The sequence below is a fragment of the Sphingomonas sp. genome (assembly GCF_036387535.1).
GTDB lineage: Bacteria > Pseudomonadota > Alphaproteobacteria > Sphingomonadales > Sphingomonadaceae > Sphingomonas_R.
This window is the reverse complement of the sequence record NZ_DASVTO010000018.1, coordinates 15,122-29,042: the sequence shown is the minus strand read 5'-3', so window position 1 is coordinate 29,042 and position 13,921 is coordinate 15,122. Positions and strand designations below refer to the sequence as shown.

The window sequence follows — 13,921 nt, the reverse complement described above, 5'->3', positions numbered from 1 at the left end:
CGCCGACCGGCATGCCGGCGCAACTGACCCTGGCGGTGCCGACCGCGCCGGTGGGTCTGGACTGTATCGCCGTGGCGGATGGTGCGCCGACCCGGCCCGTTCGGGTCGTGCGCAGCTTCGCGGAGCCGTTCGATCGACTCGACATGCGGCGTTGGACTCCGCATTTCGACGGAAAATATGAATGGCCGGTCAAGCGGACGCTGGCCGGCAACCGCGAACAGCAATTCTATGTCGACAAGGGCTATCGCGGCACCGGGCCCCGCGCGCTGGGGCTGGATCCGTTTTCGATCCGCGACGGTATCCTGACCATCACCGGCAGCAAGGCGCCGGACGCGGCACTGCCCTATCTCTACGGCTATCGGTATGTCTCGGGCCTGCTGACCACCCGGGCATCCTTGGTGCAAACCTATGGTTATTTCGAAATGCGCGGGCGCATTCCGGCGGGACAGGGTTTGTGGCCGGCCTTTTGGCTGATCCCGGCTGACAAGAGTTGGCCACCCGAGATCGACGTGATCGAGGCGCGCGGCAACGATCCGTCGAAGATCGCGATGAGCGTGCACTGGAAGCAGAACGGCACGGGCCCCCACATGGGCACGGGATGCAAGCCGCAGGTGGCGGATTCGACCACGGCGTTCCACCTGTACGGGGTGTTGTGGCAACCGGATCGGCTGACCTTCTATATCGATCGCAAGCCGGTGGGCACGGCCGCCCGCCCGCCGGGGATGGACCGCGCCATGTATATGCTGGTCAACCTGGCGATGGGCGGCAATTATGGCGGCAACGTGGACGCCACCACGCCGTTGCCGGCGCGGATGGAGGTTGACCATATCGCGTCCTACACGGTCGACGCAGGCGGCACCCGATGAGCGCGAATCACCGGACCCTGGTGCCCGTGGCCGATGCGCCGATCGTGGGCAGAGTCGCGGAGCAGGAAGATCATGCCGGCGCCATGGCGGCCGTCGGCACGGAACCGATCAAGCGGGATGGGCGGCAATGGCTGTTCATCGTGCTGCTCTGGCTGAACGTGACGTCCTTCATGGGCGTATTTTCTGCGAGTCAGGGCGCCTTGTATACGTTGGGGGTCACTGCCCGGTATCTCTTGTGGCCGTTCATCCTGCTCGCGATCATCATGCACATCTCCACGCGCGGCGTGCAGGCGCTGGGCAGCAATCTCATCCTTATCATGCCGTTTTTTGCGATCGGGGTCGTCGCAGGGCTGCTGGGGTACGACATCATCACGTCGATGCGGTTGCTGACATTCTGGCTGCTGGGGGCCATGTCGGCCGTGACCATCGCGTTGGAGCTTCCCACCGATCGGGTTCAGCGGACCGTATTCTGGATCATGATGGCCGTGATGGGTGGTTCGCTGTTGGCGGTATTCGTGGCGCCCGGCATGGCGGTCGGGCTGGACACGCGCGGGCCGCTGGGCGGGGGATCCTGGATCGGCGTATTCGCCGGCAAGAACGCGCTGGGCTGGTTCGCCGGCTATGCGCTCATCTTCAGCGTGCTGTCGCCGGGCATCGCCGCGCCGTGGCGGCTGCTGCTGGCGGGGGTGACGGCGGTCTGCCTGTTCTTCTCGGGTTCGCAGGGCAGCATCGTGATCGTCGTGGCGACCGCGGCGTTCGTCGGTGTCATCTGGCTGTTGCGCCGAACGTCGCTGTCGCCCGGCGCGCGCGCGGGAACGCTGTTGACGATCGTGCTGTTGGCGGTGCCGTTGCTGATGGGGATGTCGACCCTGGTGCTGCAAGCGCTGGGCCGCGATACGACGCTGACGGGGCGGACCGACATCTGGCGCGTGTTCCTGGACCGGGCGCTGGATTATTGGGTGATCGGCGCCGGGCCGGGATCGTTCACGAACGTGTCGATCGTGACGATCGACCTGTCGTCGGCGCTGACGGCGCTGGGAATGATCCGCACTCCCCATAACATGTTCATCGCGGTGCTGGGGGAGACAGGGATTGCGGGCCTGATCGCCTATGTCGCGATCCTGGGTTATGTCGCCTTCGTCGTGCCGTTCCGCTTCGCCGCGCGCGCGGCGTTGCCGGCGTCCGCAGTGGCGTTCAGCACGATGATCGGCGGCATCGGCGAGACCCGCGAGGTGTTCGGTCCCGCCTTCGCCATGTTCCTGGTCCTGCTGATGCTGACGCTGACGCGGAAAGGCGAACGGGAGGCGCCTTCCGCCGATGCCGGAGCGGCCGCGGCCGCGGCCGCGCCGCCGGAGCGGGTCCTGCATGTCCCGGTCCTCGGGCGCTGAGCATGTCCGCCGCGATCGCCATCCTGATCCCGACATTCCGGCGGCCGGCACTGCTCGCCACCCTGCTCGACAGTCTGCTGGCTGACGGGGCGGGGCAAAGCGCCGTGGTCGTGGTCGGCGACAATGACTGCGATCTGGCGATTGCCGCGCTGGTCGCGGGCTATGCGTCGCGCGGCGACGTCCGCTATCTCGCTGTCCCCGCGCGGGGTGTGTCGCAGGTACGCAATGCGTTGGTCGCGGAAGCGATGCGGATCGTGCCGGACTGGCGCTGGCTGCTGATGCTGGATGATGACGGGGTCGTGAAACCGGGCTGGCTGGAGCGGCTGGTGTCATGTGGCGACCGCTATTCCGCGGATCTGATCGGCGGTCCGGTCGAAGGCGCACTGCCGCCGGGGGCCAATGCCTTCGCGCGGCGCAGCATGTTCGCGGCGCGCCGGCGGTGGTCGACCGGGCCGATCGCGCTGCTCAACACGACGCAGAATCTGGGGATCGCGCGGCGGCTGCTGGAGCTCCTGCCCCTGCCCCTGTTCGACAGCCGCTATGGGGCGTCCGGCGGCGAGGATTACGACCTGTTCCGGCGGACCGCGCGAGCCGGCGGATTGCAGGTTTGGTGCGACGAGGCGGTCGTGGTGGAACCGGCGCCACCCGAACGGCTGACCCCGCGATCGCTGCTCAACCGATACTTCACGATCGGCATCTACATGGGGCCGATCGATGCCGCCTATGACGGGCGGGGCCGGACGTTCCTGCGCGCCTGCAAGGGGCTGACCCTGGGCGTTCAGGAAGCGGTCCTGGGGCTTGTCCGACGCAAGGCGGAGGCGGCCGCCCATGGGACATTGATGATCGCGCATCATGGCGGGCGGCTGTGCGGCCTGGCCGGCGCGCGATCTGCGCGCTACGTGAAAACCGAGGTGGGCTGATATGGACGAGGGGGCCGCGACGCGGTGGACGGTAGGGCTGTGCACCTACAAGCGGCCTGATGGCCTGGCGCGGGTGATCGATCATATTGGACGCGCGGCCGCCCGGCTGGGCGAACCGGTGACGGTGATCGTCGTCGACAATGACGGGTCCGATCCAGCGATCGCAGCGCTGGCGCAGGCGCGCGCCGCGGCGGCGGGGCTCGCGCTGGTGTTCCAGGTGGAGACGACGCCGGGGATTTCCGCGGCCCGCAACGCCGTCTTTGCCGCGGCCGATGCGATGGGCGCGCGGTTCATGGCGATGATCGACGATGACGAATGGCCGACCGACGACTGGCTGGTCGAACTCGACGTCGAACGCGCACGAACCGGCGCGCATGTGGTGGGCGGACCAGTGGCGCCGGTGTTCCCGGACACTGCCAAGCGGCTGGAGCCGATCGCGCGCTGGTGGTCGGTCGAGCGCCAGACGCTGAACGGAAAGCCGTTCGTATTCTGCACCTGCAATTTCCTGATCGACCTGCATGCGGTGCGGGATATGCCGCGGCCGCTGTTCGATCCGAAATTCGGGCTGTCGGGCGGGGGCGATACGGTGTTCTTCCGATCGCTGTTCTTCGCCGGGCACCCGATGGCGTGGACCGACAAGGCGCTGGTGCATGAGGAAGTGCCGCAGTCGCGCGCGTCGGTGGCGTGGATGCGGACGCGCCGCTACCGCGTCGGCAATCATGCGGTGAACTGGGAAGTCCGCGACGGCGGACGGCGCAAGGCACTGCTGAAATCGCTCGGGCTGACCGCGCGGCTGGCCATCTATCCGTTGCTGGGGCGCGAACCCGAGGCGCGAATGGCAGGCTGGCTGTTCGAATATGAAAAGGTGCGCGGTCGCTGGAACGCGCATCGCGGCGCGCTGTATATGGAATATGCGCGCGAGGGCGCGCTGGCGAACGAGAAGGCGTGTCGTTGAACGGCGCCGCCGGAAGCGAGGCCGCCGGTCCGCAACGCGGGCGATTGCTGCGGCGGGCATTCGCCATGATCGAGGGGGGCGGCATCGGGCGCTTCCTGAGCGTGATGGCGCCGACCGCGGTGGCGTTGGGTGTGCAGTTCATTGCATTTGCGGTCACGGCGCGTGGCCTGGGCGTGACGGCGTTCGGCGAATATGCCGCGATCCTGGGGCTGGCCGCGATCGGGGTCGAACTGGTCGGGCTCGGCGGCGCGGACCTGCTGGTGCGTGCGGTGTCCCGCGATGCCAGCCGTTTCGCACCGTTCTTCGGCAATATGCTGTTGCTGATCGCGCTGACGCTGGTGCCGGTGGTGCTACTCGGCCTGTATGTCGCGGTGTTTCCTGCGCATAGCAGCCTGCCGCCGATGCTGATCCTGATGGCGCTGGCGGCGGAGATCACGATCGGGCGCATATCCGCCTCCGTCGAGTTGGCGATGGTGGCCCATAGTCAGCCGTTTCGGGCCAGTTGCGTCCGGATGACGACTGCGATGGCGCGACTGGCGCTGGCGCTGGCATATTTCTGGTTCGCGTCGTCGCTGGCCGGTTGGGTGGAAATGGTGCTCGTGCAGTCGCTGGTCCTGGCGGGCCTCTATCTGCTGGTGGTGACGCGGCTGTATGGCCGCCCCGTCATGCGTTTGCAGACCGCGGAACTGACATCCGGCGTCGCGTTCGGCGTCAATCAGACGGCGCGCGCGATGCAGGGCAATATCGATCGAGTCATCTTGGCGCGCTTTACCGATCCGGCCGTGCTCGGTGCCTATGCCGCGGGCGCACGCATGTTGTTGATCGGGCTGTTCCCGCTGCAGGTGGTGACACGAATCCTGTATCCGCAATTCTTCCGGCACGGCGAGAACGGGATCGCGGCCACGCGCAAATTCGCGCTGAAGAGCCTGCCGGCGATGCTGGGAACCGGCATTCTGGCGAGTGTTGCGGTGGCCGGCGTCGGCTATTTCGTGCCGGCGGTGCTGGGCCGCGATTTCATCGCCGCCCGCGAATCGGCGATGCTGCTCGGCCTGTCTCTGCCCCTGATCGCGCTGCAATATCTGGCAGCCGATACGCTGACCGGTGCCGGGCTCCAGCATATCCGGGCAGTGATCTACGGTGCCGCCGCGGTCGGTTTCGGCCTGCTGCTGGCGTTGGGAGCGCGGGTGGGCGGCGTGAACGGCCTGATCGCGGCCTATCTGGTGGCGCACGCCCTGCTGGCGGGAACATTATGGGTCGTGGCGTTCACGGTGAAGGATACCGTGCGAGTAGAGCCCTGAGCATGATCAGAGCGTGATCCGGGACAGGCCGATGCCGATCGCAAACAGGATCGTCGCGACGATGCAGGCCCATTCGACCAGGTCCGGTCGGCTGCCGCGATCGACCCGGTCGGAGACAAACAGAACGAGTGCGACCGCCGCCGCCGCGAGCGGGTAGAATTGGTATCGGTACATGTTGGCGACGCCCACAATCAGGAACGAGAAGGAATAGAGCGCCGAAGAAGCGGCAAGATAGAAGCTGCCCTGCGCAAGCAGGCTCCTGTCCTGCCGGTACCGCCATATCAGCCCCATGATCTCCAGCGCGATCAGCAGAAAGAGCGCGGGCGAGAATAGCGGAAAGGATTGCAGCTGCGCATGGAGCGCCGTTCCTTTCAGCATCAACGGCGCCTGCGGCATCGCGCGGTAGCGCCGCGTCAGAACCGTATCTTCGTAGCGAAAGGTTTCGGGGCCGACGAAGCCGAACAGGGCTTCGTTGAAATGGGCGACGCGATGTTCGGCATAGGCGACGGGATGCGATGCGACCGACAGGATCCAGGGCTTCACGCCCTTGGTACCCATCAGGATCGGCTGCGCGCAACGACCGAAATTGATCGGATCCCACCATTTCGGGCTGTAGCAATGATCCACCAGTTCCATGTCGACCGGAACGGTGAATTTCGAAGGATCCCGGGAGAAATGCGCGGTGCCGACGATATCGTACAGGATGAGCGACTTGAACGCTGCGCGGCCTTCGGCTCGTAACACATAGCTGTTGACGACGGTCGAGGCGGGGATCGCGATCACGACCATCGCGGCGCTCGCCACCAGCAACAGCATCGGGCGCGCGATCCAGTGCGGGCGCCACGCATAGAGGATCAGGGGGGCGGCCGCGAAAATCGCGTTCGAGCGCACCAGAACTCCGTAGGCGAGAAGCAACCCGACGGCGACGGCGGCGATCGTCCCGATTCGGGCCAGGACACGGCACCGGAAGAGGATCGCAAATGCGGCGAGCAACGTCACCGCCATGCCGACGTCCTTCCAGATGAACGCGGTGAGAATGATGAACGGGGGTGCCAGGCCTACGGCAAGAATGGCCGCCATGGCCTTGAGCCGTCCGGTCGCCAGCAGTGCATCCGCGACCAGGTAGAAGGTCATCCAGTAGAGCAGCACATGCAGGACGAGCAGCGCCGATCCACCGCGACTGACGGGAAGGAGACACGACCATAGCCAGGCCATGATCGGCGGATGCCACGGCGTATAATGTCCACTGACCGCTTCGCCATACTGGCGGAAGCTGTCATGCGTCATGATGCCCGGGAACCAGAGCGCAACGTTGCCCGCTGCGAGGAGCAGACAAAGCAGGATCAGCAGAAGCCGTGCACGACGACCGGGATCGAGCGGTGTATCGGCCATGACCATCATTCTTCCCCAGCTCGCCGGATGCTCGGCGCCTATCGTTCGATGCCGCTTTCCTCAAGCGATTAGCTTTTGAGGCCTCGACCCGCCAGGCGCAGCGACGGCTGTCCGGGCGCACTGGTCCGCCGCCGGCATCCGCTGTAGAGGCCGTGCCGTACGGCAGCCAGGGAACGGTAGAGCATGACGGGCAGGACCACGGAACTCGGTGTCGGCCGCGACTGGCCGCAGATGCTGGGCCAACTGATCCGTTACGGAATCAGCGGGAGTATCGCCAGCATCGCCAATATCGGAGTCTATTGGGTGGCGCAGGCCCGCTTTGGCTGGGATCCCAATCTGGCCTGGGCGCTGGGTTTCGTCATGGCCGTGCTGGTGGGGTATGTGATCCACAGCCGATGGAGTTTTCGCGGGCATGGTCGCCGCGACAATCTCGCCCGGACCGGCGGGCGCTTCATGATCGTGGCGTTGATCAGCTTCGCCATCAACAGCCTGTGGGTCTGGCTGCTGGTGCAATATTTCCGTCTGCCGATCTGGTCTCCCTATCCGTTGGTGCTGGGCGTCACGCCGCTGCTGATGTTCTGGCTCAATCGGCGGTGGGTATTCGACTGAGCCCCTGCGCGCAGAGAGCATGCCGTAGCGTATCGACGATCCGGCCGTGGGCTGGAGCTTCCGCGTGCATCCGAAATCGGGCCGCTGTTTATATCTTGCGCTGAATATCCGGCCCCGCCATGAGCGGATCAACCAGTGTTGGCGGACGGGACGATTCCTGTCCGGTCAGGATGTCAGGCGCTAATCCCGGGGATGAACATGAACGCGAGCGACCGACGGCAGCCCGAGATCGCCGTGATCCTGCCATGCTATAATGAGGAAGCCGCCATCGCCGGCACGGTATCGGCGTTCCGCGCGGCGCTGCCCGGCGCGACTGTCTATGTTTACGACAATAACAGTTCCGATCGGACGGTGCAGGTCGCCCGGGCCGCTGGCGCGATCGTCCGGACCGAACGCATGCAGGGCAAGGGCCATGTCGTTCGGCGGATGTTCGCCGACGTCGAAGCCGACGTCTATGTCATGGCCGACGGCGACGCCACCTATGATGCGACCGCGGCCGCCAGGATGGTCGACGAGATGTGGACACAGCAACTGGACATGGTGGTCGGTGCGCGGCAGTCGGAAGTGCAGGCCGCCTATCGGCGCGGGCATCGTCTGGGCAACGCGCTGCTGACCGGGATGCTGGCCAAGCTGTTCGGCCGGACGTTCAGCGACATCCTCTCGGGATATCGGGTGTTTTCGCGGCGGTTCGTGAAAAGCTTTCCCGTCCTGTCGGCCGGGTTCGAGATCGAGACCGAGATCAGCGTGCATGCGCTGGAATTGCGCATGCCGGTGAGCGAGGTGATGACGGCCTATGGCGCACGGCCGGAGGGATCGATATCCAAATTGTCGACCTATCGCGACGGCTGGCGCATCTTGATGACGATCGCGACGCTGTTCCGGTTTGAGCGGCCGATCCTGTTCTTCGGCTCGATCGGCGGTGTCCTCCTGCTGCTGGCGCTGATCCTGGCGGCGCCGTTGCTCGTCACCTACGCGCAGACCGGGCTGGTGCCGCGGTTCCCGACGGCCCTGCTGTCGATGGGGCTGATCATCCTGGCCGTTCTCAACGGGTTTTGCGGCTTGATCCTCGATACGGTCGTGCGCGGCCGCCGCGAGGTTCGGCGGCTGGCCTATCTCGGGCTGCCTGCGCCGATGGGCCGGGCGGATGCCGATCCGGTTGGTGGAGCGATTGCGTAGATTGCCGACAACCGGTTCCTAGTTGTCGCTCAAAAGGATCGTGCCGATGGGCGATGCAGTGAAGCGGTTCTTGCTGGCGGGGGATCGGTCCGTCCGGCCAACAGTGATCCATCTTGCGCTTTTCCTGGCGATCATGGTTGCGACCGATCTGCTGCTGTTACGCGGCATGGGGTGGAGCGTCATCTTCTGGGGGCACAACCGTCCCCGTGGGCCGGCGATTGGCTTCGCCCTTCTGATGATCGCCGCGTTCGCGGTCTGTCAGCGGGGGATCGCGTTCGGTCTGCAGGATCGCCAGGTCGGCAAGGCCCTGACCGCCACGCTGATCGGCGCGGCCGCAATGTCGATCCTGACGGCGTTCGCCGTGCTGCAGCGCTTTCCAAATTCGGGGGACGAGTACGCCTACTGGTTCGGCGCGGAAACCTATCTGGCCGGTCGATTGTGGAATGCGGCCCCGCCACTCGGACAGTTGCTGGCCAGCAACTATACCTGGGTGGCGGGCGGCAAGTGGGCGGGGCAGTACCCGCCGGGTTGGCCGGCGACGCTGGCCGCAGCCACCGCCGTCGGCATTTCGCCGTGGATCGTCGGAACAGGCCTGGCGGGTGGGACCATGCTGGGCCTTTACGCGCTGATCCGGCGGCAGGCGGGGCGGCTGATCGCCACGCTGGGCGCCATGGTGTTCGCTGCCGCACCGTTCACGATCTTCACGGCTGCGTCCCTTCATTCGCACACCCTGGCCGCGGCGCTGGGCGTCGGCACGATGGTAACGATCGCACGGGCGGCGATATCGCGTTCCATCGGCTGGCCGATCCTGGCAGGGATCCTGATCGGCGCATTGGGCGTCACGCGATCGGTGACCGCCGTCGCCATATTGCTGCCCTTCCTGGTTTCGCTGGCCTGGCGTCGGGACGTTCGGACCGCGGTCCTGGTGGGGATCGGCGGATTGCCATTCATTGCGCTGCTGCTCTGGTACCAGGGCTCGATCACCGGTGACCCTCTAAAGCCGGTTTACTGGCTGTCGGGTCGCAACGTCGACCATCTGTATTTTGACGGCCCCTCGATCCGGATCGGCCTGACGCAAACCCTGACCCGGCTGGCGGGGCTCAGCGTGTGGACCGTGCCTGTCCTGCCACTGGCCTGGCTGTACGCCTTCCTGCACAAGCTTTATGTACGGCGTGTCGGGGTGGCGGACTTCGTGTTCCCGCTGGGCGTGTTCATTTTCGTCTTCTATCCGCTGCATTTCGGTAACGGTTATGGGCCGCGTTACTATTTCGATGTCTGGCCGCTGATGATCTACACCGTGGCGTCCGCGCTGCCGGACGTCCAACCTGCCATCCGGCGGGGGATCGAGGCGGTGCTGGTGCTGTCGATCGTCTACGGCATTGCGCTCTGGCCGGTGCTGGCCGCGGATTTCAGCCGGATTACGCATGAACGCCGGGACCTTTACGATCAGGTCGCGGCGCTGGGTATTCGCCATGCCGCCGTCTGTATCCGGAGCGGAACCAGCCCCTCCCTGCCGATGCCGGTCAGTGATCTGGCGCGGAACGGCGTCGAAGCCACCGGGTCCGTGCTGTATGCGCGGTGCGACACGGTGGCGCCTTCGATCCTGTTCGACGTGTTTCCGGACCGCAGCCTGTGGGTTTATGATCGTGCGCCAGACGCCGTTCGCGGCCGTTTGACCCGGATACGCTGAGGCCGGTGTCCGCGGGAGCGTGACACCGGCCCGGCATGGGGTCACCCTTATGCGAAGACGTGCTGGGTGGTGACGTCGTTGAGGCTCACGCCGAGCAGCGTGATCGTGTTGACCCCGAACGTGGCGACGACGTCTGCCCCTAACGCCTTCAAAGCGGGATCGCCATATTGGCCCTTGAGCGCGGACCAGTCGATCCGATCTTCCCCGATCTTGAAGTCCGTGATCGTATCGTGTCCGAACGTCCCGTCGAAGATGAACACGTCTCGCCCCGCGCCGCCCGTAAGACGATCATTGCCGCCGCCGCCAATGATGCGGTCGTTACCGAGCTTGCCGTCGATCGCATCGACGCCGGCGCCACCCAGCAGGATATTGTCGATGTCGTTGCCGTAGAGATAGATACCCGTGTCATTGGCGGTGCCGCGAATGGCCGTTCCCGTCAGCCCCAACTGTTCCACATTGGCCGCGGCGGTGTAGTCGACGCTGCTGAAGATCTGGTCCCAGCCGCCCTTGACCAGTTCGACGATCCTGTCGCCGATATTGTCGACCACAAAGGTGTCGTCGCCAAGACCGCCCGTCAGGATGTCGGCCCCGGCGCCACCATCGAGCCGATCGTTGCCGGCGCCGCCCGACAGCACGTTCGCGCGATCATTGCCGATCAGGATGTTATCCAGATCATTGCCAGTGCCCTGGACCGCGTTGCCGACGAGAGTGAGATTCTCGACGTTGGCCGCCAGGATGTGATCAACGGATGCCGTGACACTGTCGATCCCTTCGCCGGCTTTCTCTATGACGATGTCGCCGGCATGATCGACGCTGTACCAGTCGTTACCATGGCTGCCGGTCATCCGGTCTGCGCCCTCGCGGCCGTTCAGAGCGTCTTGGCCGGTGGTCCCGGTCAGCACGTCGTTCGCGGTCGTGCCGTTGAGCGTCTGGCCCTTCACGGCCGCAGCCGCGGTCGGAACGGATGCCACGGCGGCTGCCGGTGTGGCTGTGGCGGGCGTGGTGACGACGGGCGCGGCTGCGACAGGTATGACCACCGGAGTTGCAACGATCGGTGCTGCAGCGACTGGCGCGGGTACGGCCGGCGTGGTTGCTGCCTGCGTGGGTGTGGCCGGGGCTGCGGTCATCGGGTTGGTGACGGCCGCCGCGCCTGTCGGGTTGATCAGGCTGAAGGCTTGCGCGGCCACCAGATCCGCGGATTTCACGCCGATGAAGGTAACGGCGTCGCTGCCGAACGTGGCGACTGCATTGCCGGCGACATCGCTGAACTTGGGTATGCCATACGCAGCTTTCAGTGCGGACCAGTCGATCGCGTCCTCACCGACCTTGAAGTCGGTGATGGTGTCCTTGCCGAACCCGGCGGCGAACACGAAAGTGTCCCGACCGAGGCCGCCCGTCAGCTGGTCATTGCCGGCGCCGCCGATGATCCGATCGTCGCCGGCCTTGCCGTCGAGATAATCCTTGCCGGCTCCACCGGTCAGGATGTTGTTCAGTTCGTTACCGTTGACGATGCCGCCTCCGACGCTGGAGGTGCCACGGATCGCCGTGCCGCTTAGTGTGAGCTGCTCGACATTGGCGGCCAGCGTGTAGTCGACGGAAGATATCATCAAGTCCCAGCCCTCGCCGGCTTTCTCGATCACCACATCACCGATGTCGTCGACGATATAGGTGTCACCGTCCGCGCCGCCGCTCATGACGTCGGCACCCTTGCCGCCATCGAGACGATCCGATCCGCCACCGCCAGCCAAGACGTTGGCCATGTCGTTGCCAGTCAGGATATTCGCCGTGTCGTTGCCGGTCGCCCGGATGGCGTTTCCGGTCAGCGTGATGTTCTCGATATTGGCCGACAGCGTGTAGTCACTGGACGCGTAGACGATATCAGCCCCTTCGCTGACCAGTTCGACCACCACGTCAGCCACATTGTCGACGATGTACACGTCGTTGCCCGTGCCGCCGATCAGGCGATCGGCGCCGGCGCCGCCATCGAGCTTGTCATTGCCGGCACCGCCCGACAGGATGTTGTTCAGCTGGTTGCCCGTCAGGATGTTGCTCAATTCGTTGCCGGTGCCCTTGATTGCCGCGCCGACGAGCGTGAGATTTTCCAGATTGTCGCCCAGCGTCCAGTCGACCGCCGCGCGCACCGTATCCGTTCCTTCGTTTGCCTTCTCGACAATCCTGTCGCCGGCATGGTCGACATAATACATGTCGTTGTTGGCGCCACCGACCAGGATGTCGGCGCCCTTCGTCCCGCTCATGAAATCGGCGGCAGGACCGCCCGACGTCACGCCGGTCAGGCTTTCCGGCACATTGTCCAGCGTGTAGGCGCGGACATAATCGACCTGCAGATCGGCGCCCTTGAAGTCCGCCGCGACCTTGGAGTCCAGCGCGAGATTGACGATCAGGTACATCGGTCCGTGCATGTCGGCGGGAGTAGGGATGCTCTTGATCGCGACCCCGTCAATGTACCAGGTGACGGTTTCCTTGGTCCACATCACGCCGTAATTGTGGAAACCTTCGGTCACGTCGGGGGTGAAAACGGTGGTGCCCAGCGGCACGTCCGTCCCGGTGGAACGGTCATGGATCGCGACCGTCGTGACGTCGCCGCCATGCGCTTCCATGACATCCAGCTCGGACCCGTTGCCCTGGCTGGTGTAGAGCCAGAAGGCCGGGAACACGCCCTGACCCGACGGAATGTCCATCCGCGCTTCGAAATAGCCGTAGGTCTGCGTGAAGCTGTTCCGCGTGCTGAGCAGACCCGAAGTGAACTTGTACCCCGAAAGATCATCGACCAGGTCGGTGGCGGCGGCTTCCGCGTGGATGTTCAGGATGCCGTTCTTGATCGAAAAGGGATTGAGGCCCATTTCGGTGCCGGTGACCCGCGAAAGCAGCGTGGGATCGACATAGAGCTGCTTCTCGCCGGTGGAGGAAAGCGTGCGCGCCATGCTTGCGTTGCGGTCATTGCCCCAGCCATAATCGGGCCGCCAGGTTCCGCCGCCCTGACCGTCCCACAGGCTGAGCGAATTGAAGTCTTCGGAGAACGACGTCTTCAGCGCGGATGGCGTATAGCGCAGCTGGAAATTGTCCGCGGTGAAGCCGGACAGCGTCGTGTCCAGGAATTTGATGGCGTTGTTTGCATCCAGATTCAGAACGACATCGCTGCCGACCTGGGTCATCGCGGCCTTGACCTGTGCAAAGCTGGTGAACTGGGCATAGCCGGTCAGGCGGACCGTGTCCGGGTTCACCGCCACGTTGGCCGAGGGACCGGTGTGGAAATCGGTGATGACGTCGCGGCCGGAATTGGCATTGAACACGAACGCGTCGCCGCCACCGCCGCCGGTCAGGACGTCATTCCCGCCGGCGCCGTCCAAGCTTTCCGTCCGCGCGCTGCCCTTCATGTAATTGGCCAGTCCATTGCCGACCACGCCATCCGCATATCCGACTTCCAGATTTTCGATATGGTCCGCCATGATGTAGCTGCCGACCACATAGACGGTGTCGATGCCTTCATTTGCTTTCTCGACGATCTTGGTTGCGCTCGTAACCTGATAATAGCGATCGTCACCATCGCCGCCAATCCAAGTCACGGCGCCACCGCCGGTAAATCCATCACCACCTGATGTTCCGGTT

10 protein-coding genes are annotated in these 13,921 nt (G+C 65.0%); 8 read left to right on the top strand and 2 right to left on the bottom strand.

All coding sequences use genetic code 11. The features are described from left to right. Positions 1-11: 11 nt before the first annotated feature. Genes VF649_RS01875 through VF649_RS01855 form a run of 5 tightly spaced genes read left to right on the top strand, consistent with a single transcriptional unit; the run spans position 12 to position 5,427 of the window. On the top strand, positions 12-866 hold the full coding sequence (locus tag VF649_RS01875; RefSeq protein WP_331010260.1) for a glycoside hydrolase family 16 protein: 855 nt from the start codon (positions 12-14) through the stop codon (positions 864-866). After that, positions 863-2,254, top strand: a complete 1,392-nt coding sequence (locus tag VF649_RS01870) for an O-antigen ligase family protein (RefSeq protein ID WP_331010259.1) — start codon at positions 863-865, stop codon at positions 2,252-2,254. The genes VF649_RS01875 and VF649_RS01870 overlap by 4 nt, the downstream gene beginning before the upstream one ends. Before the next feature lie 2 nt (positions 2,255-2,256). Then, positions 2,257-3,174 carry a glycosyltransferase family 2 protein gene (locus VF649_RS01865; RefSeq protein WP_331010258.1) on the top strand — a complete coding sequence of 306 codons (918 nt, stop codon included), beginning with the start codon at positions 2,257-2,259 and terminating at the stop codon, positions 3,172-3,174. Between the two features lies 1 nt (position 3,175). Continuing rightward, positions 3,176-4,129 carry a glycosyltransferase family 2 protein gene (locus tag VF649_RS01860; RefSeq protein WP_331010257.1) on the top strand — a complete coding sequence of 318 codons (954 nt, stop codon included), beginning with the start codon at positions 3,176-3,178 and terminating at the stop codon, positions 4,127-4,129. After that, the gene (locus VF649_RS01855; RefSeq protein ID WP_331010256.1) at positions 4,126-5,427 is read left to right on the top strand and encodes a lipopolysaccharide biosynthesis protein; all 1,302 of its coding nucleotides are present in this window, start codon (positions 4,126-4,128) and stop codon (positions 5,425-5,427) included. Before VF649_RS01860 ends, VF649_RS01855 begins: the two co-directional genes overlap by 4 nt. A gap of 6 nt (positions 5,428-5,433) precedes the next feature. Here VF649_RS01855 and VF649_RS01850 read toward each other — a convergent pair whose 3' ends face one another. Further along, entirely contained in the window at positions 5,434-6,819 is a 1,386-nt protein-coding gene (locus tag VF649_RS01850; protein ID WP_331010255.1) for a hypothetical protein, read from the bottom strand. A gap of 183 nt (positions 6,820-7,002) precedes the next feature. Here VF649_RS01850 and VF649_RS01845 point away from each other — a divergent pair, with 183 nt between their 5' ends. From VF649_RS01845 to VF649_RS01835, 3 genes are all read left to right on the top strand, one after another. Next, positions 7,003-7,428 carry a GtrA family protein gene (locus tag VF649_RS01845; RefSeq protein ID WP_331010254.1) on the top strand — a complete coding sequence of 142 codons (426 nt, stop codon included), beginning with the start codon at positions 7,003-7,005 and terminating at the stop codon, positions 7,426-7,428. A 198-nt stretch (positions 7,429-7,626) separates the two neighbouring features. Further along, positions 7,627-8,604: a glycosyltransferase family 2 protein gene (locus VF649_RS01840; protein ID WP_414713625.1), complete on the top strand. Its 978-nt coding sequence runs from the start codon at positions 7,627-7,629 to the stop codon at positions 8,602-8,604. 46 nt (positions 8,605-8,650) lie between these two features. Next, entirely contained in the window at positions 8,651-10,294 is a 1,644-nt protein-coding gene (locus VF649_RS01835) for a hypothetical protein (protein ID WP_331010252.1), read from the top strand. Positions 10,295-10,341: 47 nt separating this feature from the next. Here the strand turns inward: VF649_RS01835 and VF649_RS01830 are convergent, their stop codons facing one another. Continuing rightward, positions 10,342-13,878 carry a family 16 glycosylhydrolase gene (locus VF649_RS01830; RefSeq protein ID WP_331010251.1) on the bottom strand — a complete coding sequence of 1,179 codons (3,537 nt, stop codon included), beginning with the start codon at positions 13,876-13,878 and terminating at the stop codon, positions 10,342-10,344. Between the last annotated feature and the right edge of the window lie 43 nt (positions 13,879-13,921).

Bases quoted from the DNA above. Each gene is read 5' to 3' on its own strand.
- VF649_RS01845 (WP_331010254.1), top strand. From the start codon at position 7,003: ATGACGGGCAGGACCACGGAACTCGGTGTCGGCCGCGACTGGCCGCAG.
- VF649_RS01850 (WP_331010255.1), bottom strand. From the start codon at position 6,819: ATGGCCGATACACCGCTCGATCCCGGTCGTCGTGCACGGCTTCTGCTG.
- VF649_RS01835 (WP_331010252.1), top strand. From the start codon at position 8,651: ATGGGCGATGCAGTGAAGCGGTTCTTGCTGGCGGGGGATCGGTCCGTC.
- VF649_RS01840 (WP_414713625.1), top strand. From the start codon at position 7,627: ATGAACGCGAGCGACCGACGGCAGCCCGAGATCGCCGTGATCCTGCCA.
- VF649_RS01860 (WP_331010257.1), top strand. From the start codon at position 3,176: ATGGACGAGGGGGCCGCGACGCGGTGGACGGTAGGGCTGTGCACCTAC.
- VF649_RS01870 (WP_331010259.1), top strand. From the start codon at position 863: ATGAGCGCGAATCACCGGACCCTGGTGCCCGTGGCCGATGCGCCGATC.
- VF649_RS01865 (WP_331010258.1), top strand. From the start codon at position 2,257: ATGTCCGCCGCGATCGCCATCCTGATCCCGACATTCCGGCGGCCGGCA.
- VF649_RS01875 (WP_331010260.1), top strand. From the start codon at position 12: ATGCCGGCGCAACTGACCCTGGCGGTGCCGACCGCGCCGGTGGGTCTG.